This is a genomic window from Sphaerotilus sp. (assembly GCF_031429695.1).
GTDB lineage: Bacteria > Pseudomonadota > Gammaproteobacteria > Burkholderiales > Burkholderiaceae_C > Sphaerotilus.
In genome coordinates, this window is sequence record NZ_JANPAB010000061.1 from 132648 (window position 1) to 158257 (window position 25610).

General features: G+C 68.4%; 26 protein-coding genes. 20 read left to right on the forward strand and 6 right to left on the reverse strand.

All coding sequences use genetic code 11. The features are described 5' to 3' along the window. Nucleotides 1–12 precede the first annotated feature (12 nt). From dusA to RMP06_RS11940, 4 genes are all read left to right on the forward strand, one after another. Complete coding sequence (dusA, locus tag RMP06_RS11925; protein WP_409050156.1) at nucleotides 13–981, forward strand: tRNA dihydrouridine(20/20a) synthase DusA; 969 nt, start codon at nucleotides 13–15, stop codon at nucleotides 979–981. Between the two features lie 152 nt (nucleotides 982–1133). Beyond that, entirely contained in the window at nucleotides 1134–1478 is a 345-nt protein-coding gene (locus tag RMP06_RS11930) for an H-NS histone family protein (protein WP_310461997.1), read from the forward strand. 36 nt (nucleotides 1479–1514) lie between these two features. Then, complete coding sequence (locus tag RMP06_RS11935) at nucleotides 1515–2792, forward strand: metallophosphoesterase (protein WP_310461998.1); 1278 nt, start codon at nucleotides 1515–1517, stop codon at nucleotides 2790–2792. Continuing rightward, on the forward strand, nucleotides 2789–6271 hold the full coding sequence (locus tag RMP06_RS11940) for an AAA family ATPase (RefSeq protein ID WP_310461999.1): 3483 nt from the start codon (nucleotides 2789–2791) through the stop codon (nucleotides 6269–6271). Before RMP06_RS11935 ends, RMP06_RS11940 begins: the two co-directional genes overlap by 4 nt. On the opposite strand, the gene RMP06_RS11945 is transcribed toward RMP06_RS11940, so the two are convergent. Continuing rightward, entirely contained in the window at nucleotides 6231–7055 is an 825-nt protein-coding gene (locus tag RMP06_RS11945; RefSeq protein WP_310462000.1) for a metallophosphoesterase, read from the reverse strand. The genes RMP06_RS11940 and RMP06_RS11945 overlap by 41 nt on opposite strands. 33 nt (nucleotides 7056–7088) lie before the next feature. On the opposite strand from RMP06_RS11945, the gene RMP06_RS11950 reads away from it, so the two are divergent. From RMP06_RS11950 to RMP06_RS11990, 9 genes are all read left to right on the forward strand, one after another. After that, nucleotides 7089–7490 carry a hypothetical protein gene (locus RMP06_RS11950; RefSeq protein ID WP_310462001.1) on the forward strand — a complete coding sequence of 134 codons (402 nt, stop codon included), beginning with the start codon at nucleotides 7089–7091 and terminating at the stop codon, nucleotides 7488–7490. A gap of 132 nt (nucleotides 7491–7622) precedes the next feature. Beyond that, nucleotides 7623–9128: a carbohydrate-binding domain-containing protein gene (locus tag RMP06_RS11955; protein WP_310462002.1), complete on the forward strand. Its 1506-nt coding sequence runs from the start codon at nucleotides 7623–7625 to the stop codon at nucleotides 9126–9128. 94 nt (nucleotides 9129–9222) lie between these two features. Beyond that, nucleotides 9223–10401, forward strand: coding sequence for an efflux RND transporter periplasmic adaptor subunit (locus tag RMP06_RS11960; RefSeq protein WP_310462003.1), 1179 nt, complete (start codon nucleotides 9223–9225; stop codon nucleotides 10399–10401). Next, nucleotides 10401–11102, forward strand: a complete 702-nt coding sequence (locus RMP06_RS11965) for an ABC transporter ATP-binding protein (RefSeq protein WP_310462004.1) — start codon at nucleotides 10401–10403, stop codon at nucleotides 11100–11102. Before RMP06_RS11960 ends, RMP06_RS11965 begins: the two co-directional genes overlap by 1 nt. A 1-nt stretch (nucleotide 11103) precedes the next feature. After that, complete coding sequence (locus RMP06_RS11970) at nucleotides 11104–12312, forward strand: ABC transporter permease (protein WP_310462005.1); 1209 nt, start codon at nucleotides 11104–11106, stop codon at nucleotides 12310–12312. Nucleotides 12313–12328: 16 nt separating this feature from the next. Further along, nucleotides 12329–13531, forward strand: coding sequence for an ABC transporter permease (locus RMP06_RS11975; RefSeq protein WP_310462006.1), 1203 nt, complete (start codon nucleotides 12329–12331; stop codon nucleotides 13529–13531). Between the two features lie 220 nt (nucleotides 13532–13751). Next, nucleotides 13752–13943 carry a hypothetical protein gene (locus RMP06_RS11980; RefSeq protein WP_310462007.1) on the forward strand — a complete coding sequence of 64 codons (192 nt, stop codon included), beginning with the start codon at nucleotides 13752–13754 and terminating at the stop codon, nucleotides 13941–13943. 15 nt (nucleotides 13944–13958) lie between these two features. Next, the gene (locus RMP06_RS11985) at nucleotides 13959–15167 is read left to right on the forward strand and encodes a hypothetical protein (RefSeq protein ID WP_310462008.1); all 1209 of its coding nucleotides are present in this window, start codon (nucleotides 13959–13961) and stop codon (nucleotides 15165–15167) included. A gap of 17 nt (nucleotides 15168–15184) precedes the next feature. Then, nucleotides 15185–15406, forward strand: a complete 222-nt coding sequence (locus RMP06_RS11990; RefSeq protein ID WP_310462009.1) for a hypothetical protein — start codon at nucleotides 15185–15187, stop codon at nucleotides 15404–15406. Here the strand turns inward: RMP06_RS11990 and RMP06_RS11995 are convergent. Together RMP06_RS11995 and smpB are read right to left on the reverse strand one after the other, a co-directional pair. Next, entirely contained in the window at nucleotides 15399–16445 is a 1047-nt protein-coding gene (locus RMP06_RS11995; protein WP_310462010.1) for an acyltransferase family protein, read from the reverse strand. The two genes, RMP06_RS11990 and RMP06_RS11995, sit on opposite strands and share 8 nt — an antisense overlap. A 2-nt stretch (nucleotides 16446–16447) precedes the next feature. Further along, on the reverse strand, nucleotides 16448–16936 hold the full coding sequence (gene smpB / locus RMP06_RS12000) for an SsrA-binding protein SmpB (protein ID WP_310462011.1): 489 nt from the start codon (nucleotides 16934–16936) through the stop codon (nucleotides 16448–16450). Between the two features lie 27 nt (nucleotides 16937–16963). Here smpB and RMP06_RS12005 point away from each other — a divergent pair, with 27 nt between their 5' ends. Beyond that, complete coding sequence (locus tag RMP06_RS12005; RefSeq protein WP_310462012.1) at nucleotides 16964–17407, forward strand: type II toxin-antitoxin system RatA family toxin; 444 nt, start codon at nucleotides 16964–16966, stop codon at nucleotides 17405–17407. Continuing rightward, nucleotides 17394–17750, forward strand: a complete 357-nt coding sequence (locus RMP06_RS12010) for an RnfH family protein (RefSeq protein WP_310462013.1) — start codon at nucleotides 17394–17396, stop codon at nucleotides 17748–17750. Before RMP06_RS12005 ends, RMP06_RS12010 begins: the two co-directional genes overlap by 14 nt. Here the strand turns inward: RMP06_RS12010 and RMP06_RS12015 are convergent. Further along, complete coding sequence (locus RMP06_RS12015; RefSeq protein ID WP_310462014.1) at nucleotides 17728–18249, reverse strand: DUF4124 domain-containing protein; 522 nt, start codon at nucleotides 18247–18249, stop codon at nucleotides 17728–17730. The genes RMP06_RS12010 and RMP06_RS12015 overlap by 23 nt on opposite strands. Before the next feature lie 110 nt (nucleotides 18250–18359). Between RMP06_RS12015 and guaB the strand changes: the two genes are divergently transcribed. The 3 genes from guaB to guaA are packed head-to-tail and all read left to right on the forward strand — an operon-like array spanning nucleotide 18360 to nucleotide 22721. Beyond that, the gene (guaB, locus tag RMP06_RS12020) at nucleotides 18360–19832 is read left to right on the forward strand and encodes an IMP dehydrogenase (protein WP_310462015.1); all 1473 of its coding nucleotides are present in this window, start codon (nucleotides 18360–18362) and stop codon (nucleotides 19830–19832) included. Then, on the forward strand, nucleotides 19832–21115 hold the full coding sequence (locus RMP06_RS12025; RefSeq protein ID WP_310462016.1) for a TCR/Tet family MFS transporter: 1284 nt from the start codon (nucleotides 19832–19834) through the stop codon (nucleotides 21113–21115). Before guaB ends, RMP06_RS12025 begins: the two co-directional genes overlap by 1 nt. A gap of 7 nt (nucleotides 21116–21122) precedes the next feature. Next, entirely contained in the window at nucleotides 21123–22721 is a 1599-nt protein-coding gene (gene guaA / locus RMP06_RS12030) for a glutamine-hydrolyzing GMP synthase (RefSeq protein ID WP_310462017.1), read from the forward strand. Between the two features lie 6 nt (nucleotides 22722–22727). Here guaA and RMP06_RS12035 read toward each other — a convergent pair whose 3' ends face one another. Both RMP06_RS12035 and RMP06_RS12040 read right to left on the reverse strand, forming a co-directional pair. Next, nucleotides 22728–22979: a DUF1653 domain-containing protein gene (locus RMP06_RS12035; RefSeq protein ID WP_310462018.1), complete on the reverse strand. Its 252-nt coding sequence runs from the start codon at nucleotides 22977–22979 to the stop codon at nucleotides 22728–22730. A gap of 19 nt (nucleotides 22980–22998) precedes the next feature. After that, nucleotides 22999–24051, reverse strand: a complete 1053-nt coding sequence (locus tag RMP06_RS12040) for a DUF72 domain-containing protein (protein WP_310462019.1) — start codon at nucleotides 24049–24051, stop codon at nucleotides 22999–23001. On the opposite strand from RMP06_RS12040, the gene tadA reads away from it, so the two are divergent. Both tadA and RMP06_RS12050 read left to right on the forward strand, forming a co-directional pair. Beyond that, entirely contained in the window at nucleotides 24050–24664 is a 615-nt protein-coding gene (gene tadA, locus RMP06_RS12045; protein WP_310462020.1) for a tRNA adenosine(34) deaminase TadA, read from the forward strand. The genes RMP06_RS12040 and tadA overlap by 2 nt on opposite strands. After that, nucleotides 24657–25586, forward strand: a complete 930-nt coding sequence (locus RMP06_RS12050) for an LD-carboxypeptidase (RefSeq protein ID WP_310462021.1) — start codon at nucleotides 24657–24659, stop codon at nucleotides 25584–25586. The genes tadA and RMP06_RS12050 overlap by 8 nt, the downstream gene beginning before the upstream one ends. The last annotated feature ends 24 nt before the right edge of the window (nucleotides 25587–25610 follow it).

Here is a 25610-nt window from a genome sequence, read left to right on the forward strand (position 1 = left end):
TCCGTGGCCCCGATGCTCGACTGGACGGATCGCCATTGCCGCACGTTTCATCGCCTGCTGACGCGTCAGACCAGGCTCTATACCGAGATGGTCACCACCGGCGCACTGCTGCACGGCGATGCCGCGCGGCACCTCGATTTCGACGCTGCGGAGCACCCCCTTGCGTTGCAGCTTGGTGGCAGTGAACCGGCGGATCTGGCCGCGTGTGCCCGGCTGGCGGCGCGGTGGGGCTATGACGAGGTCAATCTCAACTGCGGCTGCCCGAGCGAGCGGGTGCAGAAGGGGGCCTTCGGAGCCTGCCTGATGGCCGAGCCGCAACTGGTGGCCGATGGCGTGAAGGCCATGCGGGATGCCGTGGACCTGCCCGTGACCGTCAAGCACCGCATTGGCATAGACCAGATCGAACGCTACGACTTCGTGCGCGACTTTGTCGGTGCCGTGGCCGAGGCCGGTTGCGGGGTGTTCATCGTCCACGCCCGCAACGCCTGGCTGAAGGGTCTGAGTCCCAAGGAAAATCGCGACATTCCTCCGCTGTGTCCGGAACTCGTCTATCGCCTCAAGCAAGATTTCCCGCACCTGACCATCGTGCTCAATGGTGGCGTGCGCAGCGACGACGAAATCGAGGCCCATCTGGCCCACGTGGACGGCGTGATGGTCGGCCGACAGGCTTACCACGACCCCTGGATGATGGCCGGCTGGGACGCGCGATTTTTCGGGCAAATCGGCCCCGCAGACAGCCGTGAATCCGTAGAAACCCAGTGGTTCGAGTATCTGGACCGGGTGCACCGTGGTGGGCGCGCCTGGCCGACGGCCATGCGCCACGCCCTGGGGCTGTGGAATGGCGAGCGCGGTGCGAGGCTCTGGCGCCAGTACTGGTCGGACCATCGGCACAAGTCCAGCCTGCCGTCCGAGCTGGCTCGGCAATTCAATGCCCGGATGCGCCCGAATCCTGTGGAACTCTTCGCCACCCCCGTGGAATAACCGGCATTCGGACTTGTGCATTAGAACCGGGCACCCCCGGATACCGGGTGATTAATATTTTTTCATGAAATGTTGGGGTCCTGGCCGGTAAAAAGCCGGCATACTGCACCCTGAGCATGTGCTCTTCCTTCACTCCAAAACCAATTCCAGCCATGACGACACTTCAGGAACTGATCGCACAGAAAGACGCATTGCTGCGCCAGCAGCAGGAAATCGCGAAATCGATCGCTGAATTCCAGTCGGCTCAACGCTCCGGTGTGATCAACGAGATCAAGACCCTGATGGCCCAGCACGGCATCACTGCCTCGGACCTGACGGTCACGGGTCGCAAGGCGGCCAATCCGGACAAGGAGCCGTCCAAGGTCGCTGCCAAGTACCGCGACCCTTCGACTGGCTCGACCTGGACCGGCCGTGGTCTGAAGCCGCGCTGGCTGGTTGCTGCCCTCGAAAGTGGCCGCACGCAGGACGAGTTCCTGATCGAAAACCAGGCCCACTGAGCGCCTGTGACCGTGGGTGAGATCGCCTGAGCTTGCATGCGGTTTCTCCACGCGGCAGATCTCCACATTGACAGCCCCTTGCGGGGGCTAGATGCGCGCGATGCCCCGGTAGAACGCCTGCGTGGCGCTACCCGGCGGGCGTTCGTTGCCCTGATTGATCTGGCTGTGCGCCGGCAGGTGAATCTGGTGATTCTGGCCGGCGATCTTTATGACGGCGACTGGATCGATTTCCGGACGGGCCTGTTTGTCCACGAGCAACTCGCACGACTAGCCGTCCACGGTATTTCCGTTTTTGTGGTTCGAGGTAACCACGATGCGGAAAGCATCATTTCACGGCAACTGCCTCGACAGGCCCACGTCCACGTCTTCAGCTCCCGTGTCGCACAAACCCATGTAATGGGCGATCTGGGCGTGGCGGTCCATGGGCGCAGCTTTCCGGACCGCGCGGTCACAGAAGATCTGGTGCCAGGATATCCTGCACCCGTGCGAGGCTGTTTCAATATTGGCATCCTCCACACCAGTCTGGCCGGAAGCCCCGACCACGGTACGTACGCCCCCACGCGGCTCGATCGACTGGTCGCCACCGGATATGACTATCTGGCGCTTGGACATATCCATGCCCGGCAGGTTGTGCGGGAATTGGCGCCCCGTATCGTATTTCCCGGTAATCTGCAAGGGCGGCACGCCCACGAAATCGGCCCGAAAGGTTGCGAAATTGTTACCGTCGAGGACGGGCAAATCACGCAAACCGAGTTCGTCGCGCTGGATGTCGTGCGCTGGCACGCTTTGGTCATTGCGTGCCAGTCTCTGGTCGATATCGACGCCCTGTGCCTTCGATTTACCGCCGCGCTGGACGACGCACTTGTCGGCGATCGGCAGCGTCTGCATGTCGTGCGCGTGCGGCTGGAGGGCGAATCTCCGCTGCACCGTCTCGAAGCCAGCCAGCCCGGCGTGCTGGAGGCGGCGTTGCAGGCGGCGCTGCGCCAGCGGGAGGGCCCCGAAGTCTGGATCGAGCGTGTACTGACACAACTGCAGTCGCCACTGGACCGCGCCGCTGCGGCCGAGCGGCCCGATGCGGTGGGCGAGGTGGTTCGCCTGGTCGATCAGCTTGTCGGGGACGACGCGGCCTTGCAGCGGTGGGCCTTGGCGGCGCTGGACGCTGTGCCGGTCTTGCCCGCCGATCTCGGCGATGCCCGGCCCGAACGGCTGACTCCGGATGCTTGGCGTGCGCTGCTGGCCGATGCCGAAGCGATGGTTCTGGCGCAACTCGGCGCCGGTCTGCCGGATGTTCAACCGGCGGACACCTCCCGGTGAAACTGCTGCGCCTGCACCTCCAGGCCTTCGGTCCGTTCACCGACCGCTGGCTCGATCTGGGTGATGGCTCCGTCGGGCTGCAACTGGTCTGCGGCCCTAACGAGGCGGGAAAATCCTCCACCCTGCGCGCGCTGACCGCGCTGCGCTACGGCATCGAGCTGCGCAGCACCGACGATTTCGTGCACGACCACCCCGCGATGCGCCTGGGTGCTGTCCTGCTGGACCGCGAGGGGCGCGAGGTGCGTGTCGTGCGCCGCAAGGGCCGGGGGCAGACGCTGAGTCTGTGCGGCGCGAACGACACGCTGCTGGCTGCATCCGCCGACCTGGAACACCAGCTCACCGGTGGACTCAAGCGTGCCGATTTCGACTCGCTCTACGGGCTCGACCACACGCGCCTGCGCCAGGGCGGCGAAGCCTTGCTGAAGGGCGAGGGTGATGTCGGCGCCGCGCTGTTCGAGGCCAGCGTCGGCGTGCGCAGCTTGCAGGACGTCATCGTGCGGCTCGACCAGGAGGCGCGCCGCCACTTCGTGCCCGGTGCGCGTGGCAGCAAGGGCCGCATCAACGAGGCGCTGCGTCAGCACGGTGAGCAGGCGGGCGTCCTGCGCGAAGCCACCTTGCGCCCGACGGCGTGGGTCGAGTTGCAGCGGCGCTGTGAAGCGACCGGGCGCACGCTGGCTGCGCTGCTGGACACCCAGGCCAGCTTCGACCGTGAAGTCCGGCAATGGCGCGAGCGGCTGGCCGTGGCGCCGCTGCTGGCTCGGCTGGACCAGGCGCTGAACCGCTGTGCGGAGCTGGCCAGTGCCCCAGTGCTCGGCGAAGACGCCAGCGCCCGGCGTCTGACGCTGCAAGCCAGCGCGGCCGAGCACCAGCAGTCGCTGCACGCGGTGCAGGAGGTTCTGGCCCGTTACCGGCGGGAGTGGGATGTGTTGCCGGTCTCATCGGCGTTGCTGCTGGCTGCACCCGCCATCGAGCGCCTGGTTGCCGAGGGCGAGCGCCTGGACCAGGGCCAGCGCGAGATCGGTGAAGCCGAGGCCGAGCAGGTGCGGCTCGAAGCGCAGCTTGCGCGGCAACTCGCGGCGATCGATGCCATGCAGCCGGTCGACACGCTGCTGCGGTCCATGCCTGCAGCGGTACTTCGCGCCCAGTCCGATGCCGCGCTGCAGGCGCTGGACGAGGCGGAACGTGCTCTGCTGCAGCACCGGCAGGCCATGCAGGGCCAGGCCCCGGTGGCTGACCCGGCCACTGTGGGCGGTGTTGGCACGACGGCCGTGTGCCACTCGACCGACCCGCGGCGGGTGGCGCTGCGTGCAGCGTGTGACGCGGTGGTGCGCGCAGAAGGTGTGCTGACCCGCCTCGCTGCGCTGCCTGCGGAGCTGGCGCTGGCGCGGCAGCGGCAGGCCCTGGCGCTGTCCGATCTGGGCCACGCGTCCGCGTGGAACGTTGCAGCGGTGCGGGCCGCGTGCCCCGTGCTGGAGGTGGACATCGACCTCGCCGTTCGCACTGAAGATGACGCCCGCACCCGCCAGCGTGAACTGGTGATGCGGCTGGCGCAGATCGAGGAAGCGCTGCGCGGGCGCGAAGCCGAGCGTGACCAGCTGCTGTCACAAGGGGTCGTGCCGACGCCGGACGATGTGCGTACTGCCCGATCGGCGCGCGACGAGGCGTGGCGCATGTGGTGCACGGACCTCGCCAGTGCCGAGTCGATGCGGCGTGTCGAGCAGGCCGTGCGCCATGCCGATGCGCTGGTGGACGCACTGGTGCGCGATGCCGGGCGCGCCGCGCAACTGCAGGCGCTGCAACGCCAGATCGCCGATCTGGCGCGCGACCAGCACCTGCGCCAGTCAGAGATACGGCAGTTGCAGATCGACCAGACCAGCCGCGCCGCCGCCTGGCGGGCGAGGCTGCAGGAGGCGGGGTTGCCGGAGTGTGTGCCGGAATCCTTGCGGGAATGGCAAGCCCGTCTGCGGGCGGCACGCACGGCCGCCGATCTGGCCGAGACGCTGGCCCTTGAAGAGGCCCGTGCCACCGCGCTCGCCGCACAGTTGCGGCAGGACCTGCGCGTGGTGCTCGACAACCTCGACGCGCCCGACGCGCCCGTTGCCACGCTGCTGGCGCTGGCCCGGCAACGCGAGGAGACCTTCGCCCGCGCGGAACAGGCCGCGTTGGCGCTGGCTGCCGAGCGGGGCCTGCGCCGCGAACAGCACGAACGCGCGCAGCAGGAAGAGCGGCGTCTGCTGACGCTGCGTGACGCGGCCGCCGCGGCGCTGGGGCCTGTCTGCGCCGCTTTGCAGTTGCCGGCCACGGCGGATGCCGTGGCCGCGCGGGCCCGGTTGCAGGAATGGGAACAGGTCCGGCTGTGCGCAGACCAACTCGTGCAGGCACGATCAGTCCATGCACGGGCGCAGCGTGCTGTGGCCGATCTGGGGCGCAAGGCCGCCGAGCTGGCAGCCACCTTGCAGGAATCGGCGCCGATGGCCGATCTGCGCCACTGGATCGATGACGTGGGGCGCCGCCTCGACGAAGCCCGCCGCCTGGAGGGGCGCCGCCAGGTGCTCTCGCAGGCGCTCGCCGAAGCGACCGAGCGGCAGCGGCAACACACGGCCACCCTGCATCAATTCGAACAGGTGTGTCTCAGCCTGTGTGCGGCGGCCGGCGTGGACACGGAGGCCGATCTGCCCGGCGCCGAAGAGCGCGCCCGGCAACGCCGAGAAGCGCAGCAGCAGCGTGACCATGTCCGCGATCTGCTTGCCCAGGTGTCCCCGCGCGACGAATCGGAGCTGCGCGCGCTCGTTGGTGCGTTCGACGCCACCCAGGCCCAAGCGGAAGCACAGCGGGCGGAGCAGGCACTGGCCGATCTGGCGCCCCGGCTCGACGAGGCCCGTCAGCAGGATGAGGCCGCCCGCCGCGCCCGTGACGCCATCGATTCCGGTGACGCTGCCGCGCAGGCCCGCGCGCAGATGGAGCAGTCCGGCGCGGCGATCCGGTCGAGTCTGGTGCCGTGGATGCGTGCGCGCCTGGCGCAGGCCCTGCTGGCGCAGGCGCTGGGCCAGTTCCGCGAGCGGGCGCAGGGGCCGATGTTGCGTGCTGCGTCCGGCTTTTTCTCCGCGATGACCGGCGGGGACTACGACCGTCTGCAGAGCGAACCGGGTGTGGATGACCACCGGCCGGTGTTGCAGATCCGCCGCCGCGGTGGCTGCACGCTCGGCGTGGAGGGCCTCAGCGAAGGCACGCGCGACCAGCTCTACCTCGCGCTGCGCCTGGCTGCGCTGCAATTGCACCGCGAGCGCGGCATCGACCTGCCGCTGGTGCTCGATGACGTGCTGATGACCTCCGACGACGACCGCGCCGTGCGCATGCTGCGGATGCTGGCCGACTTCGCGCAGGGCGGGCAGGTGCTGGTGTTCACCCACCACCGGCACCTGCTGGAGCTGGCGCGGCTCAGCCTGCCGGCGTCGTCGCTGGCGTGTACGACGCTGTGAAGCGCTGTGGCACCGAGACGGCCATGGCGGGCCGAAACCCATCCTGCTCGCCCTTGACCGCATAGCCGAGCGGATTCGCCACCACCCGGCAGCCCCGGGTGACGTGGTCCACCGGGCAGTGCAGGTGGCCGTGGATCCACAGATTGGCCGCCGGCAGCAGGTCGTCCAGCGCGTTGCAGAACCCGGCCGTGCCCGGTGCCAGCCCGTAGCGCGGATCCGCGCTCGCCAACGTTGGCGCGAAGTGGGTCACGACCACGGTCGGGCCGTCGAAGGGCTCGGCCAGTGCCGTGCGCAGCCACTGCTGGCACTCCAGCGCCAGTTCGCGCATCGACTCGGCCAGCATGGGCTCGCCACCGCGCAGGCAGGTGTTCTTGCGCAGGTAGTAATTGGCGGCGCGGAATGCCTTTTCGCGTGGGCCGATCGCGTCGAAGTCGCTCCACAAGGTTGTGCCGACAAAGCGCACGCCATCGACCACCACCCGCCGCCGGTCCAGCCAGGTGATGCCCAGCCGCGCGCACAGTGCCTGCATGCGCTCACCGGCTTCGCTCAGCTCGTAACCGTCGTACTCGTGGTTGCCGGGCACGAACAGCACGTTCCGCCAGTGCCCCGCGCCGTGGGTCGGGGAAAACCGTGTCAGCCCGAAATCGTCGTCGCGCAGCAGCGAGCCGGTCTGGTAGGAGCCGATGTCGCCGGCCAGCACCAGCACGTCGGCGCCGGGGGCGGGAGTCGGCTCCCAGTGCGGGTGGCGTTCGAGGTGGAGGTCGGAAAAGATCTGCAGGCGCATCGGTCGAGTCTAGCTTTGGTGGATGATGGCTGCATGCCTGAAACCTATTGCCTCCACTGGCCCGACTCCGAACTGGCCGGTGTCACCCAAGACCCTTCCATGGCGCTGCGCCTGCGCTTCGCCGCGGCCTTCTGCCGTCGGACAGCGGACGGTGTGGCAGGCTACTTGCGCCCGGTCGAGCTGGTGTTTCACGCCGCCACCTGGCGCGGGGACGATCCCGCACTCTGTCTGGGTGGCATCGCGCACGGCAGCCTGCTGGTGGACGGCATTCCGGTCGGCGCGGCGGCCCATGCCCTGGCGCTGCCGCTGGAGGCGCGTGGGGCGACCGTCTGCGAGTTTTGGTTGATCTCGGGGACGGCGCTGCGCATCGAGGCACAGGCAGTGACTGCAAGGCTCGGTGATGACGTGTCCTTCCACGAGTCCTTGGCCTGCTGAGCTCGGATTAGAGGCGAGGCTCTCGTAACAGTCGGCCGCACCTGTACCAAGGCACTGGCGCGGTGTGCATTCACCAAGCATGATTTGCGATCTTTGAAAAAACGCGCAATGTCTGTGCGTGGGAAATCGCCAATGACTGCTGCTCGCCTGATCCGCACCTGGATCACCCTGTGCCTGACCACCCTGGTCTGGACCGTCCTGAGTGCCGGAATCGCGCCCCCCATGGCGCAGGCCCAGAGCTACCCGACCTGCACCACGCTGGCCAGCGACCCGGACGGCGACGGCTGGGGCTGGGAGAACAACCAGTCCTGCCAAGTCGCCAAGGCAGCCAACGGCTACCCCTACTGCACCGCCGGCCACTACCAGACCTCGACCAGCGCCGGCTGGGGCTGGGAAGCCAACCGCTCGTGCGTGATTCCCACCACCAGCCCGAGCCCGGTCATCACCTACCCGGTCTGCACGGCGCTGGCCAGCGACCCGGACGGCGATGGCTGGGGCTGGGAGAACAACAAGTCGTGCCAGATCGCCAAGGCGTCGAACGGCTACCCGTATTGCACCGCCGGCCACTACCAGCTCTCCAGCAGCGCTGGCTGGGGCTGGGAGGCCAACCGCTCCTGCGTGATCCCTGCGGGCATGGTCACGACGCCGCCCACCGTCACCCCGGTGACCGCCGTGACACCGCCCGCCGATGTGATCGTGGCGCGCACCGGCAGCCTCTACAGTGCCAGCGGCCAGAAGCTGGTGCTGCGCGGCATCAACCTGCAGTACGGCGACTGGCCGTCCGTCCGGCTCGCCGGCATCAACGCCATTGCAGCCACCGGCGCCAACGCCGTGCGGCTGGAATTGCGCAACGCCACCACTGCGGCCGAACTGACGGCCGCGCTGGACGCCATCGTGGCGAAGAACATGGTCGCCGTGCTGATGTACTGGGAGGACGACGTGACCTGCCGCTCCTACACCCAGGGCTTCGACCGCGCGATGGACCGCTGGCTCAACACCTGGAAGCCGGTGCTGAGCAACGCCAAGTACCGGCGCCACCTCATCCTCAACATCGCCAACGAGTGGGGCGAGCCGGACAGCGCCGATACCTACGGCACCACCTACCGCGCCGCCATCACCCAGCTGCGTGCGGCTGGCTACGCCTTTCCGCTCATGATCGACGCCGCCCACTGCGGCCAGAACACCAGCGTGCTGACCAATGGCGGCGCGGCGCGCATCGCGGGCGCCGACAAGTACCGCAACATCATCTTCTCGGTCCACGCCTATTGGAGCTACCAGACCGCCGCGCTGATCGACGCTGCGGCCACCGCCGTGCGCGCCAGCGGCTACCCCTTTGTCTGGGGCGAGTTCGGACAACTGGCCTTCCAGCCCGGTCAGGCCGCGGACCACCGCTACCTGATGCAGATGTCCAACCGCGACGGCCTGGGCTACCTCGCCTGGTCCTGGAAGGGCAATGGCTCCTGGGACAACCAGACCGTGCTCGACATGTCGCTCAACGAGGGTCTGGTGCCCGTGTCGGCTTCGGCGCCCTACGGACTGCAACTCACGTCCTACGGCCTGCAGGTGGTCAACGGTACGGCCATCGGCACCACCGCCGTGCCGGGCATCCGCGCGACCTCGGTGGTGTTCAGACCCTGACTTGACGCGCATCAAGCGGCGGCCGAAACAGGCCACTGCGTGACAGGGTTCACGTTCAGAATCGTCCCATCGCCGGCTGAACGGGACCAACTTGATGCGCCCATTGACCTTTTCGCCCTGGCTGCGCCGCGGCCTCATCCCCTTGCTGGTGCTCGGCCTGCTGGCGGGCGGTGTCGTGTGGCTGCGGCGACCCAAGCCGGTCGCGGTGGTCACGGTGGAGGTGGGACGCGGTCAGGTCGAATCCTCCATCGCCAACACCCGCGCCGGCACGGTCGAGGCCTGCCAGCGCACGCGGCTGTCCACGGTCATGGGCGGGCGCATCGAACTGCTCAACGTCAAGGAAGGCGACCGCGTCCGCAAGGGCCAGTTGCTGATGAAGCTCTGGAACGACGACCAGCAGGCGCAGCAGACGCTGGCCACCGCGCAGAGAGAGACCGCGCGCAAGCGCGTTGTCGAAGCCTGCACGGCGGCAGACGCCTCTGCCCGCGAGGCGAAGCGCCAGTCGGCGTTGCGCGAGCAGGGCTTCGTCTCGGTCTCGCGCGAGGAAGCGGCCCGCGCCGAGGCCGACACCCGCCGCGCCGCCTGCCAGACCGCGCAGGCTGACGTTGCGTCCGCGCAGGCGCGCATCGGCGCCACCCAGGTCGAGCAGGGCCGCATGCACCTGTACGCCCCCTTCGACGGTCGCATCGCCCGGATCGTCGGCGAGGTGGGCGAATACTCGACACCGTCGCCGCCGGGCGTGCCGACGCCGCCGGCCATCGACCTGATCGACGATTCCTGCCTCTACATCAAGGCGCCGATGGACGAGGTGGACGCGCCGCGCATCCAGCCCGGCCAGCCGGTGCGCATCACCATCGACGCGCTGCCCGGCAAGACTTTCCCCGGGCGCGTGAAGCGTGTGGCGCCCATCGTCTCGGCGGTCGAGAAGCAGGCGCGCACGGTGGACATCGACGTGAGCTTCGACCAGCCGGACAAGACCGGCCCGCTGCTGGTGGGCTACAGCGCCGACGTGGAGGTCGTGCTCGCTACCCGCAAGGAGGTGCTGCGCGTGCCCGCGGCGGCGCTGGGCGAAGGCGGCCGTGTCCTCGTCGTCGAAGGCGACATGCTGGTCGAGCGCCGCATTCGGGCCGGCCTGTCGAACTGGGAACACACCGAGGTGCTCGACGGGCTGAAGGGCGGCGAGCGGGTCGTCACCTCGCTGGAGCGCGAAGGTGTCAAGGCCGGTGCCCGCGTCACCGTCGAAGCCTCTGCCAGTCCTGCCGCCAAGCCGTGATGGTGACCGTGACCCCGCCGCTGATCGAACTGCAGGGCATCGAGCGTGTCTTCCATCTCGGGGACAGCGAGGTGCATGCGCTGCGCGGGCTGGACCTGCGCATCGGTGCGGGCGAGTACGTGGCGGTGATGGGGCCGAGCGGCTCGGGCAAGTCCACGCTGCTGAACATCCTTGGCCTGCTCGACCAGCCGAACGCCGGCCACCTGCTGCTCGAAGGGCGCGACGTGACCACGCTGTCGCCAGACGAACAGGCGGCGGTGCGCAGCCGGCACATCGGTTTCGTGTTCCAGAGCTTCCACCTGGTGCCGCGGCTGACGGCTGCCGAGAACATCGCGCTGCCGATGGTGCTGGCCGGCCTGCCGCCGCGTGAACGGGCGCGGCGGGTCGAGAAGGCACTGCAGGACTACGGCCTCACCAACCGCGCCAGCCACAAGCCCAACGAACTCTCCGGCGGCCAGCGCCAGCGGGTGGCGATCGCCCGCGCGACCATCATGCAGCCCGCGCTGCTGCTGGCCGACGAACCCACCGGCAACCTCGACCGCGCCACCGGCGACGAGGTGGTGCGGCTGCTCGAAGCCCTCAACGCGGGTGGCATGGCGCTGATCGTCGTGACCCATGACCCGGCGCTCGGCGCCCGGGCGCGCCGGCGGCTGATGATGGAAGACGGTGGCCTGACGCTCGACACTGCGGTGCCCGCCTGACATGCGCCCGCTCGACATCCTCGGCTTTGCCCGCGACGCCGCCACCGGCAGCCCGGTGCGCACGTTGCTGATGACGCTGGCGATGTCGATCGGCGTGGCGGCGGTCGTGCTGCTGACGGCGCTGGGCGATGGTGCGCGGCGCTACGTGGTGGACCAGTTCTCGTCGATTGGCACCAACCTGGTCATCGTGCTGCCCGGGCGCTCGCAGACCGGTGGCTTCAGCCCCGCCAACGCGGTCAGCACGACACCGCGTGATCTGACGATCGACGATGCCCACGCATTGCTGCACCTGCCGTCGGTGCGGCGGGTCGCGCCGCTGGCGGTGGGGTTGTCGGAGGTGGCGCTGGCCGGGCGGCTGCGCGAGTCGATGGTGCTCGGCACGACGGCGGATTTCCTGGCGGTGCGGCGCATGGCGATGGGGCAGGGGCGTTTCCTGCCCGAGGAGGACTGGGGGCGTGGCTCGCCGGTCGTCGTGCTCGGCGCGAAGCTGCGCAGCGAGTTGTTCGGCGCGGAGAATCCGCTCGGCCAGACGGTGCGCATCGGCGGGCGGCGGCTGCGAGTGATCGGCGTGCTCGCATCGGCGGGGCAGAGCCTGGGCCTGAACTCGGACGAGCTGGCGATCGTGCCGGTCGCGCTGGCGCAGGCGATGTTCGACTCGAACACGCTGTTCCGCATCCTCATCGAAGCCCGCGACCGCGACGCCATCCCCGCCGCCAAGCGCCAGGCGACGGCGTTGATCCAGACCCGCCACGACGGCGAGCAGGACGTCACCGTCATCACGCAGGACGCCGTGCTCGCCACGTTTGACCGCGTGCTGGGAGCCCTCACGGCCGGAGTGGCGGGGATCGCGGCGATCAGCCTGGCGGTGGCCGGTGTGCTGGTGATGAACGTGATGCTGGTGTCGGTGGCGCAGCGCACGTCCGAGATCGGCCTGCTCAAGGCGCTGGGCGCGCCGGCGGCGACGATCCGCGCCGTGTTCCTGACCGAGGCGGCGCTGCTGTCGGTGGCTGGCGCGGTGGTCGGCTACCTGGTCGGACACGCGGGTGCGTTCGCGGTGCGCACGGCGTATCCGGCCTTTCCCGCCTGGCCGCCGACCTGGGCGGTGGTCGCGGCACTCGCCACGGCGCTGTCCACTGGCATCCTCTTCGGCGTGTTGCCGGCGCGCAAGGCCGCGGCACTGGAGCCGGTCACTGCGCTCTCGAAGCGCTGAGGACGGGACGCACGCCATGCGCCTCGCCGACACCCTCGCCATGGCCTGGCGCTCGATCACCGCCCAGCGCGCGCGCAGCGTGCTGACGCTGCTGGGCATCGCCATCGGCATCGCCGCCGTGATCCTGCTGACCTCGATCGGCGAGGGGCTGCACCGCTTCCTGCTCGCCGAGTTCAGCCAGATCGGCACCAACGTCGTCACGCTGTCGCCGGGCAGGGTGTCGACGGGCGGCACCAACCCGGGCTTTCCGTCGTCCGTTCGCCCGCTGTCGCTGGAGGATGCGGACGTGCTGCGCCAGCGCATCCCGAATCTCGTCGGTGTCACCCCCGGTGTCACCGGCAACGCCGAGATGGGCGCCAACGGCCGCGTGCGCCGGGCGATGGTCTATGGCACGAGCGCGGCGCTGGTGCCAGCGTTCCACCTGGCGACGTCCGCGGGCCAGTTCCTGCCCGACGAGGACACGGCGCATGCGCGCAACTTCGTCGTGCTCGGCGCGAGCCTCAAGCGCGAGCTGTTCGGCGCTGAGAGTCCGCTCGGCGCCCGCATCCGGGTCGGCAGCCAGCAGTTCCGTGTCATCGGCGTGCTGGCGCCGCGCGGGCAGTTCCTGGGCATCGACCTGGACGACGTGGCCTACGTGCCGGCGGCGCGGGCGATGGAGCTGTTCAACCGCACGGGGTTGATGGAGCTGCACCTGACCTACACCGAAGCGACCTCGTCCGCCGCGGTCGTCGCACAGGCGCGGGCGCTGATCAAGGCGCGCCATGGCCGCGAGGACTTTTCCATCGTCACGCAGGCGGACATGCTCGGCGCGCTGTCGAACATCCTCAACGTGGTGACGGCGGCGGTGGGGGCGCTGGGCGGCATTTCGCTGCTGGTGGGCGGTGTCGGCATCGTCACGATCATGACCATCGCGGTGACCGAGCGCACGGCCGAGATCGGCCTGCTGATTTCGCTCGGCGCACGGCGGCGCACGGTGCTGGCGCTGTTCCTGGGCGAGGCGGTGGTGCTGTCGGCGGTAGGCGGCGCGCTGGGGCTGGCGATCGGCATCGGCATCGCGCAGGGCGCGCACCTGCTGCTGCCGGCGCTGCCGGTGCATACGCCGCTGCCCTTCGTGCTGCTGGCCGAAGGGCTGGCGATGGCGGTGGGCTTGCTCGCAGGGGTGATGCCGGCGAGAAGGGCGGCGCGGCTCGATCCGGTGGATGCACTCCGGGCGGAGTGAGGGCGGAGTGCGGGGAGGGGGTCATCAACCTTGAGGATGGCAGAGCTGCTGCGCTCCAGTGCAGGCATTGACCATTTTTTGCAGAAGTGCAGACTGGATACCTTGGAACTTCAGGTTCTGAAGTTCACCGGCAAGGAGGCCCGACATGGCTACCAGGACACCCGGACCGTCCGAGGGACCCCGCACGGAGCGGACTCGCGTCAAAGACGCTGGCGCACCCGTGAACAGCAGCGCTGGCACGGCCCGAGGCGCTGCGTCCGGCCCGACTGATGCGGAGCTGGATGCCCGCGACCGGATCAAATCCGGCCCGCGCCGGCAGGCCGGTCCGCCGCTGGCTGGCGACACACCCGAACCTGTGCCCACGCGGGCGGTGCCGGATGCCCAGCTCACTCCGCCCACCGATCCCCAATGACCGACGGAGACCGCCATGTCACTCACCTTGGTCAAGAACATCGGCCTCTCGGACGCGGCCACCACCACCCGCACGTCGTCCGTGTGCGAGCCCACCACGGCGGCGAACAAGCTGCAGCTGATGATGACGGGCAACTGGTTTGCCTGCACGTCAGCCAACGGGGGCACGTCCTGGACATCGGTGGACCCGTTCACCCGTTTCCCGGCGTCCGCGGGCGGCTTCTGCTGTGACCAGGTAGTGCTCTATCACCCGCAGCACCGCATCTGGATCTGGCTGCTGCAGTACAGCGCGGGCCCCGGCGGTGGCAATCTGTTCCGGTTGGCCATCTCGCGTGAGGCGAGCTTTGGCACCTGGTACTACTGGGACTTTCGGCCCACCGACCTGAACGCCGCCTGGACCACCACCTGGTTCGACTACCCGGACATGGCGTTCACCAACCAGCAACTGTTCATCAGCTTCAACGCCTTCATCGGCAACGCCTGGCAACGGGCGGTGGTGTTCCGCTTTCCGCTGACTGCGCTGGCCTCGGGCACGGGCCTGAGCTACCGCTGGTGGAACACGACCACCAACGGCTCGATCCGGCTGTGCCGCGGTGCCAGCTCGGTCATGTACATGGGCAGCCACAACTCGCTCAGCCAGATGCGGGTGTACCAGTGGGCGGACACGGCCGTCAGCATCAGCTCCAGCACGGTGGGGGTGCGGGCCTGGAGTGCCGGGGCGTATTCGGCGCCCGGTCCTGGTGGTGTGAACTGGCTCAACCGGCTTGATCCGCGTGTCACCGGGGCCTGGGTCGGTGCGGGCGTGATCGGCTTCATGTGGTCCGCCAACCGGGACGCCAGCCACCCGCTGCCCTACATCCGCGTCGTCCGCCTCAGCGAATCGACCAAGACGGTACTCAACGAGCCGGACATCTGGAGCAACACGGCGGCCTGGGCCTATCCAGCGGCGGCGGCCAATGCGCAGGGTCAGGCCGGTTTCACGGCGTTCTACGGCGGCGGCGCCATCCATCCGGGGCATGTCGTTGGCGTCCACACCGCTGCGGGCTGGCAGACCACGCTGACCAAGACCAGCACCCACGGGCCAGTCGATCAGGCTTGGGGCGACTACCTGTCCTGCCTGGCGCACCATGACCAGAGCAGCCAGTGGGTAGCCTCCGGGTACACGCTGCAGGGTGGTAACGCACGGCAGAACATAGAGCCACGTTACATCCAATTCCACGCATGAAACCAGGAGATGACAACATGTTCACGCTGATCTCACGTCTCACTGCGCGCGAACTGCTGCTGCGTCAAACCCCGGCTTTGCTGCTTTCGCTGCTGGTGGCCGAGCTGTTCTACAAGTGGCACAGCTTCCTGCTGGAAACCGGCGGCTTCCTGCTGACCTGGTTCGTGCTGGATGCGGCGGGCGCGGCGCTGACCCGCCTGCTTGAACGCCGCTCGGGTACCGGGTCGACAGTCAGTTGACCGCGTGGGGCCGCACAGGGCGTCGGTCCAGACGCGCCACGGTCCACTGGTGCAACCAGCGGTCCCACAGGTGGTGCGCCGCAAAGCCGACCATCACCGCCAGCACCAGTGCCACCGGCCAGCGCAGCAGGGTTTTTTCCGCGTAGAAAAGCTGTTGCCACAGGTAGAGGCTGTAGGACACCGTGCCGAACGCAACCAGCACGGGATGGTCCAGCCAGCGTGAACCCGGTCCCGCGGAACGCGCCAGCCCCGCGCAGCCCAGCGCGATCAGTGCCGCGCCGATGGTGTACTTGAGCACGTCAGGCACGAGATTCACCTGCAGCAGCAGCCCGGCAGTGGTCGACAGCGGCCATGCCAGCAACCGGTCCAGCCGCAGCCTGCCACTGTCATGCAGCACCACGAACAGCGTGCCCAGCAGCATCGCGGTCAGCCGCGTGTCCGGGCGCCAGAAGGTGAGGTAGTAGGGCAGCGGGTCGCCGCGCATGACCTGCAGACCCAGCACCGCCCAGCTCAGCAGCAGCACCGGAGCGATCAGTGCGACCGGATCCAGCCGCCATCGCCGTGACACCGCGGCCAGCCCGCCGAGCACGAGGTAGCCCTGCAGTTCGACACACACCGACCACAGGTGGCCCAGACGCTCCGGCGGGGCACTCAGCGTGAGCACCGGCCAAAAATTGATCCAGCCGGACAGGCCCATGCCGACCGACGCTGCGCTCAACGATCCACCGCGCAGCAGCGTCACGCCGCAAGCCACCACCAGGAACACCCACATCGACGGCACGATGCGCGCGAAGCGCCGCACGGAAAATGCCCTCAGCCCCATTTCCCGCCCGAACAGCAGCGTGCCCATCAGGCAGCCGGAGAGCGCAAAGAACAGCTCCACGCCGACGCGACCCAGGTTGGCCGACCAGACCGGCGCATCCAGCCCCATGCCCGGCACGAAGTGACCTGCCAGCAGGGTCAGTACAGCCAGGCCGCGCCAGCCGTCCAGCGCTCCGATGCGTTCGGCCGCGCTCGCCTTGCCGGTAACCAGCCGCACCCTCAGGCGTCCTTGCGCGGGCTGGACACCTTGTGGCGCATCAGGCGGCCCTTCTCGCGCTCCCAGTCGCGCTTCTTCTCGGTGTCACGCTTGTCGTGCTCGGCCTTGCCCTTGGCCAGCGCGATCTCGGCCTTCACCCGGCCGCCCTTGTAGTGCAGGTTCAGCGGCACCAGCGTGTAGCCCTTCTGCTCCACCTTGCCGATCAGGCGCTTGATCTCCGCCTTGTGCATCAGCAGCTTCTTGGTGCGGTCGGCTTCAGGGTGAACGTGGGCAGAGGCGTTGCGCAGCGCGTTGATCCGGCAGCCGACGAGGAACAGCTCGCCGTTCTTGATGACCGCGTGGCCGTCGGTGAGTTGCACCTGCCCGGCGCGGATGGCCTTGATCTCCCAGCCTTCCAGCACGACGCCGGTCTCGTGCCGCTCCTCGATGTGGTAGTTGAAATGCGCTTTTCTGTTTTCTGCAATGGTGGCGGGGGTGTGGGCGGTGGACATGGGCAGCCTCAATACAATCCCTGCATTGTGAAGCACGTCAAAAAATCCGTCCTCCTCTGGTACTCGCCCCGCGAGATGTTCGATCTCGTGGTCGATGTGCCAGCGTATCCGCAGTTTCTGCCGTGGTGCCAGCGGGCCGAGGTGCTGTCGCAGGAGCCGGGGGCGGTGACCGCCCGGCTGCACCTGGCCTACGCGGGTGTGCGCCATGCCTTCACCACCCGCAACACGCATGTCGAGGGCCAGTCCGTCGCCATGGGTCTGGTGGACGGGCCGTTCTCGCACCTGGAAGGACTCTGGCGTTTCATCCCGATCGGGCCTGACAGCAAGGCGTGCAAGGTCGAGTTCGAGCTGTCCTACGCCTTCGCCAGCCGACCGCTGGAGCTGGTGGTCAGCCCCGTGTTCGACCGCATCGCCAACACCTTCGTCGATGCATTTGTCACCCGGGCCGAGCAGGTTCATGGCAAGCGTTGAGTCGGGCGCGGGCATGGCAGGGGAGACGATCCAGGTCGAGGTCGCCTACAGCCCGGCGCCGCGGCAGGTGGATCTGCAGGTGTTTGCGCTGCCGGTCGGCGCAACGGCCGGACAGGCGGTGCTGGCGGCCGGGTTGCCGGCGCGGCATCCAGGTTTCGATCTGGAGCGGGTGACGGTGGCCGTGTGGGGCAGGGCGGTGGCACCGTCGGCCGTGCTGCACGATGGAGACCGGCTGGAACTCTGCCGGGAGCTGATCGTCGATCCCAAGGAGGCCCGCCGCGTGCGCTACCGGGCGCAGGGCGAGCGGGGCCGCACGCGGGTCAGCGGCAGTCGCTCGCGATGATCTCGCGGGCGCGGGCCGATTCCCGGGCGCGCTGGGCGTCGTCGAGGAACTCGCGCTCGCCCTTGTCGTTGCCACGCGAGATGCGCTGACCACTGTCGAGCGTGCGGGCGTATTCCTTGGCGCGGGCGCAGTTCTCGATCTTCTGGCGCGCAATGCGGGCTTCCTCGTCGCGTTTGCCCTGGTCCTGGGCCGATTCGGCCTGGCGCTTGCGGGCTTCGAGGGCCGGATCGCTGGTCGGTGCAGACGCGGATCCCGCTTGAGCGCCAGCGGCCGCAGACGTCGGTGTTGCCGGACGCTGCGCCATCGGCACGGCGGCGGGGCGGGTCAGGATGTCGCGGTCGCGCACATCGTTCGGCGGCGGGCGGTCGCTGTATTGCACACGGCCTTGGGCATCGCGCCATTTCCATTGCGCGACACAGGGCAGGGCCAGTGCCGCGGCCACCAGGGCCAGCAGCACGCCCCGCAGTGGTCGGTGTCGGTGCTTGGGGGTCGAAAACATGGGCGCCAGTGTAGCGGCGGCTCCGCTCCCTGCGGAGGTCCGTAACCGTCCGGGCGGGTCGAGCGTGTAACGGGTCCGTATAATCTCCTTTTGCGTCTGGAGCCCGACTCATGCGCCTGCTTGGCAAAGCACTGACCTTCGACGACGTGTTGCTGGTCCCCGCGTACTCCCAGGTGTTGCCCCGCGACACCTCGCTGGCGACCAAACTGTCGCGCAACATCACCCTGAATCTGCCGCTGGTGTCCGCCGCGATGGACACGGTCACCGAGGCCCGTCTGGCGATTGCGATCGCCCAGGAGGGCGGCATCGGCATCGTCCACAAGAACCTCAGCCCGAAACAGCAGGCCGCCGAAGTGGCACGCGTCAAGCGCTACGAATCGGGCCTGCTGAAGGATCCGATCACGGTGGCGCCTGGCGCCCGTGTGCGTGACGTGATGGAGTTGTCGCGCTCGCATGGCATCTCCGGCTTCCCGGTGGTCGAGAACGGCCGCGTCGTCGGCATCATCACCGGCCGCGACCTGCGTTTCGAGACCCGTCTCGACGCCCCGGTGCGCGAGATCATGACCCCGCGCGAGCGCCTGGTTACCGTCAAGGAAGGCGCCTCGCTCGCCCAGGCCAAGGCGCTAATGCACCAGCACAAGCTGGAGCGCGTGCTGGTGCTGAACGACGAATCCGAGCTGCGCGGCCTGTTCACCGTCAAGGACATCACCAAGCAGACCACCTTCCCCAACGCGGCCCGCGATGCCCACGGCAAGCTGCGCGTCGGCGCGGCGGTCGGTGTCGGCGACGGCACGGAAGAGCGGATCGAGCTGCTGGTGAAGGCCGGCGTCGATGCCCTCGTCGTCGATACCGCCCACGGCCACAGCCACGGCGTCATCGAGCGCGTGCGCTGGGTCAAGCAACACTACCCGCACGTCGATGTCATCGGCGGCAACATCGCCACGGGCGCCGCCGCGCTGGCGCTGGTGGAAGCCGGTGCGGACGGCGTCAAGGTCGGCATCGGACCGGGCTCGATCTGCACGACCCGCATCGTCGCCGGTGTTGGCGTGCCGCAGATCACCGCCATCGACAACGTGGCCACCGCGTTGCGCGGCACGGGTGTCCCGCTGATCGCCGACGGTGGCATCCGCTACTCGGGCGACATCGCCAAGGCCATCGCGGCCGGCGCGTCGACCGTGATGATGGGTGGCATGTTCGCTGGCACCGAAGAGGCGCCGGGCGAGATCGTGCTGTTCCAGGGCCGCAGCTACAAGAGCTACCGCGGCATGGGTTCGATCGGCGCGATGAAGGCGGGCTCTGCCGACCGCTACTTCCAGGAAAACGACGAGACCAGCAACCCGAACGCCGACAAGCTGGTGCCGGAAGGCATCGAAGGCCGTGTCCCGTACAAGGGTTCGATGCTGTCGATCGTCTTCCAGATGGCCGGTGGCATCCGTGCGTCGATGGGCTACTGCGGCTGCGCGTCGATCACCGACATGCAGGACCGCGCCGAGTTCGTCGAGATCACCTCCGCCGGCATCCGTGAGAGCCACGTCCACGACGTGCAGATCACGAAGGAAGCGCCCAACTACCGCATGGAGTGATGCGCTTGACCGACGATCCGAGCGTCGACGCCGAGTCGAAGCCGAAGGGCCGCACTGCGGCGATGCCCTTCATCATGATCACCGTGCTGATCGACATGGTCGCCATCGGCCTGATCATTCCGGTGCTGGCGCCGCTGGTGGGCAAGTTCACCGGCTCGCAGGCGGACCAGGCGTTCTGGTACGGCGTGGTGACCTTCGCCTTTGGCGTTGCCAACTTCATTGGCTCGCCGGTGCTGGGGGCATTGTCGGACCGCTATGGCCGCCGGCCCGTGCTGCTGCTCGGCTTCACCGGGCTGGCGCTGAGCTTCTTCGTCACGGGGCTGGCGACGGCGCTGTGGATGCTGGTGGCGGTGCGGCTGGTCAGCGGTGCGCTGCAGGCCAATGCGTCCATCGCGCAGGCGTATGTCGCCGACATCAGCACCCCCGAGCAGCGCGGCAAGCGTTTCGGGCTGCTGGGTGCGATGTTCGGCATGGGCTTCATCCTCGGTCCCGTCATGGGTGGGCTGCTGGGTGCGATCGACCTGCACCTGCCGTTCTACGTGGCGGGTGGGCTGGCGGTGCTGAACGCCATCTACGGTGCGTTCGTGCTGCCGGAGTCGCTTCCGGTGGAGCGCCGCAGCCCGGCCATCGACTGGACCAAGGTCAATCCGGTGGCCTCCCTGCGCCGCCTGACCGAACTGCGCGGGGTCGGCCCGCTCGTGTTCGTGATGGGCCTGTCCAGCCTGGCGCAGTTCATCCTGCACACCACCTGGGTGCTCTACACGATGTTCAAGTTCGGCTGGGGCCCGAAGGAAAACGGCTGGTCGCTGTTCGCCGTCGGGGTCATGTCGGTGCTGGTGCAGGGCGGGCTGATCCGTGTGGCCCTGAAACGCACGACGCCGCAGCGCATCGCCGTCATCGGCCTGATCTCGTCGGCCATCACCTACGCCTTGTGGGGCGCGGCCACCGAGGGCTGGATGATGTACGCCGTCATCGGGCTGAACGTCTTCGGTTTCATGGTGCAGGCCGCCATGCAGACGCTGGTCTCCAACGCGGCCGACGATGAATCGCAGGGCCGCACCATGGGCGCACTCGGTTCGCTCAACAGCCTGACCGCCGTGTTCGCTCCCGTCATCGGTTCTGCGCTGCTGGGTTTTGTCTCGCACCTGCCGCAGGGCGACTGGCGCATCGGCGCGCCGTTCTTCCTCTGTTCGGCGCTCCAGATCACGGCCACCGTGCTCGCGCTGCGCCACTTCCGACGCCATCCCGCCACGCTGCCGCACCCGGCGCATGTGGTCGCCTGAGTTCGACATGCAACACGACAAGATCCTCATCCTCGACTTCGGCTCGCAAGTCACCCAGCTCATCGGCCGCCGCGTGCGCGAGGCCCATGTCTATTGCGAGATCCATCCAAACGATGTGTCGGATGACTTCATCCGGTCGTTCGCCCCCAAGGGCATCATCCTTAGCGGCAGCCACGCCAGCACCTACGAAGACCACCAACTGCGCGCCCCGCAGGCCGTGTGGGACGCGGGCGTGCCGGTGCTGGGCATCTGCTACGGCATGCAGACGATGGCCGTGCAGCTTGGCGGCGAGGTGAGCTGGAGCGACCACCGCGAGTTCGGTTACGCCGAAGTCCGCGCCCACGGCCACACTAGGTTGCTCGACGGCATCCAGGACTTCGGCACCCCCGAAGGCCACGGCATGCTCAAGGTCTGGATGAGCCACGGCGACAAGGTGACGATGCTGCCGCCCGGCTTCAAGTTGATGGCCTCCACCCCGAGCTGCCCGATGGCCGGCATGGCCAACGAGGACAAGGGCTACTACGCCGTCCAGTTCCACCCCGAAGTGACGCACACGCTGCAGGGTGCGGCGCTGCTGAACCGCTTCGTGCGCGAGATCACCGGCTGCAAGGGCGACTGGATCATGGGCGACTACATCCAGGAAGCCGTCGCGAAGATCCGCGAGCAGGTCGGCGATGAAGAGGTGATCCTTGGCCTGTCGGGTGGCGTCGATTCGTCGGTGGCGGCGGCGCTGATCCACCGCGCCATCGGCGACCAGCTCACCTGCGTGTTCGTGGACCATGGCCTGCTGCGCCTCAACGAAGGCGCGATGGTCATGGAGATGTTCGCCGGCCGGCTGCACGCCAAGGTCGTCCACGTCCAGGCGGCCGAGCAGTTCCTCGGCCATCTGAAGGGCGTCACCGACCCCGAGCAGAAGCGCAAGATCATCGGCCGCGAGTTCGTCGAAGTCTTCCAGGCCGAGGCCGCCAAGCTCAAGGGCGAGGGCAACAAGGGCGCCAAGTGGCTGGCCCAGGGCACGATCTACCCGGACGTGGTGGAAAGCGGCGGCACGGCGAGCAAGAAAGCCACGATCAAGAGCCACCACAACGTCGGCGGCTTGCCCGCGACGCTGGGCCTGAAGCTGCTCGAACCCTTGCGCGAACTGTTCAAGGACGAGGTGCGCGAGCTGGGCGTGGCCTTGGGTCTGCCGCACGAGATGGTGTATCGGCATCCGTTCCCCGGCCCCGGTCTGGGCGTGCGGATTCTGGGCGAAGTGCGGGCGGATTTCGCCAGCCTGCTGCAGCGCGCTGACCACATCTTCATCGAAGAGCTGCGCGGCACCATCGACCCGGCGACGGGCAAGAGCTGGTACGACTTGACCAGCCAGGCGTTCACGGTGTTCCTGCCGGTCAAGAGCGTCGGCGTGATGGGCGATGGCCGCACGTATGACTACGTGGTGGCGCTGCGGGCGGTGCAGACCAGCGACTTCATGACGGCGGACTGGGCGGAGCTGCCCTACGCGCTGCTGAAGCGGGTGTCGAGCCGCATCATCAACGAGGTGCGCGGCATCAACCGCGTCACCTACGACGTGTCGAGCAAGCCGCCCGCGACGATCGAGTGGGAGTGAGCGGGGTCAGGTGTCGGGGTTGACCGGTGCGAACCTGCGCACCGACTGTTCGTCGATCTCGATGCACCCGAAAAACATCGCGTGCGGGCGCACCCACAACCCGCTGGCGTTGCAGAGCGGTCGGTAGACCACCATCGGGGCTAGCGTCTCGCTGTCCCGGGCAACACCGATGACTTCGTATTCGCCGCCCTTGTAATGGCGGTAGCGGCCGAGTGGCGTGTCGGGCAGAGGGGAAAGGTCGGACTGGGGATCAAGCATGGTGCGCATCTTGCCCGAGTCAGGTCTCGGCGATCACTGCGCGCGCCAGCGCCACCACCGACAGCGGCGCACAGCCCTCCGCCTTGTTGTTGACGCTGACGTACACCTGAAAACCCGCCGCCGCTGTGCCGCGCACGATGCGGGCCAGTGCGGCACGGGTATCGGGATCGGGATCGACCAGCCGGTCGAACGGCGCATAGCCCGCCTTGGCCGCCTCGTAGCCCTGGGCGCCGTGCAGCCGGTTCAGATTCCAGCGGCAGACAAACGGCCCCGGCCACATCGCACGCAGCAGTGGAAGCTGCTCGGCGATCGGTGGCAGCCGCGGGTGCAGGCCCAGGCAGTAGCGCGCCCCTGCTGCGCGCAGCACGTCACGGAAAGCCGGCACCAGCCAGTCCGGGTCGCGTACCTCGACGGCGATCACGCCGTCCGGCGCAGTCGGCGCCAGCGCGGGCAGGGCGGTGAGGAGCCTGGCCAGGCGCTCCAGCAGCGCCGGCATGTCGCGTCGCAGTGTGGAGGGCAGCGGCGAGATCTCGAACACCAGCGCGCCGATCTTCGCGCCCAGGCCGTCCAGCGCCGGCTGCACGAACCGATCGATGGCTTGCTGCGGATCAAGGAACGCAGGATTGGGCTGGACGCCGCGACCGTCACCGGCACGCAGCATGGCGTCGGTGACAAGGGCGGGCGCCTTGACGATGAAGCGGAAATCGTCCGGTACCTGCGCTGCATACAGCGCGAACTGCTCGGCAGTCATGGGGCGGTAGAAGCCGCGGTCGATGCTCACGGTGCGCAGCAGCGGGTGCTGCGCGTAGGCGAGCAGGCCGTCGCGGGCCAGGGCGGCGTCGGTGTGGGCTCCGGCCCAGACCAGGCCTGCCCAGCCGGGGTAGCTCCACGACGAGGTGCCCAGATGGATGCGAGGGGAGAGTGCCTGTGCCAAGGCATGCAGTTCGTCCCCTGGAGGTTGGGCGTCTACGGCTGTGGCGCCTGGCGCAGGGGTGTCGTCAGCGTCGGCGAACAAGGCGTGCTGGTGGATGGCGGTGGTGTTCGACATCGCGCCAGCATAATCGGTGCCCATGTCTGAAACCACCTGCTCGCCCGCCGACGAACATGCCATGCGCCTCGCACTCGACCAGGCACTCAATGCCGCGCTGGTCGGCGAGGTGCCGGTCGGCGCAGTGATCCTGCGCGACGGGCAGGTCATCGCCACCGGCTACAACCGCCCCATCACCACGCACGACCCCACGGCCCACGCCGAGCTGGTCGCATTGCGCCACGCCGCGACGCTGCTGGAGAACTACCGCCTGCCGGAATGCGAGCTGTTCGTGACGCTGGAGCCGTGTGCGATGTGCGCGATGGCGCTGCTCCATGCGCGCTTCAAGCGGGTGGTGTTCGGCGCTTACGACCCGAAGACGGGCGCGGCTGGCTCGGTGGTCGATCTGTTCGCCCAGCCGCAGTTGAACCACCAGACTGCGCTGCAGGGTGGCGTGCTGGCGGAACCTTGCGGCGACCTGCTGCGGGCGTTTTTCGCCCGAAGGCGTGCGGAGCAGAAGGCGCAGCGCCTGCTGGAACGCGGTGGTGCTGCGCTACCATCGCCCGCCACCCAAGCCCCGATCCCCGCCGGGGAAGCGAGCGAGCTGGGCGACGACGACCTGCCTTCCCACCTGCACCCGGACTGCCCCCATGAGTGATGCCCCCACGACCCCGAACCCGTCGCTGACGATCTACAGCCCGTCTGGTGTGGTGCTCAAGTCGGCGGCCATCAAGCTGGCGGCCAAGCGCCTCGGCGCGCTCGGCTTCGACGTGCAGATCGACGAGAGCGCGATCGCGAAATTCCAGCGCTTTGCTGGCAACGACGACCTGCGGCTGGCCGCGCTGCACCGCGTTGCGCAGGCGGCGCCGTCTGTCGCGATGGCCTCGCGGGGTGGTTACGGCCTGACCCGGCTGCTGGACCGCATCGACTGGCCATTGCTCGCCGACGCCGCCGCCCGCGGTACTCGCTGGGTGGGCTACAGCGACCAGACCGCGTTGCAGATGGGCCTGCTGGCGCACACCAAGACCGCGAGCTGGGCCGGCCCGCTCGCCTGCGAAGACTTTGGCCGAGCCGAAGCGGATGGCGGGCTCGACGAGGTCACTCCCGACTGCTTTCGCGAGGCGATGTCCGGCGAGCTGGAGGCGGTGGGCTTTCGCACCGAGGCCGGCTTCGACGGGCTGGACGTGAAGGGCACGCTCTGGGGGGGCAATCTCTCGGTGTTGTGCTCGTTGCTCGGCACGCGGCACTGGCCGAAGATCAAGGGCGGCGTGCTCTTCGTCGAGGACGTCAACGAACACCCCTACCGCGTCGAGCGCCAGTTGCTGCAATTGCACCAGTCGGGTGTGCTCGCTGCGCAGAAGGCCCTCGTGCTGGGGTACTTCGGGAACTGGAAGAAGTCGCCGCTCGACCGTGGCTACAACCTCAAGGCGATGGTGGCGCACCTGCGCTCGGTGTGCGACACACCGATCCTGACTGGTCTGCCCTTTGGCCATGTACCGACCAAAGTGACCTTGCCGGTGGGTGTGAAGATCGAACTGGTGGTGCAGGGGCGCGACGTCCTGATGCTCTGGGGCGACTGATTTCCCGGCCCTGCGGGCAATGAA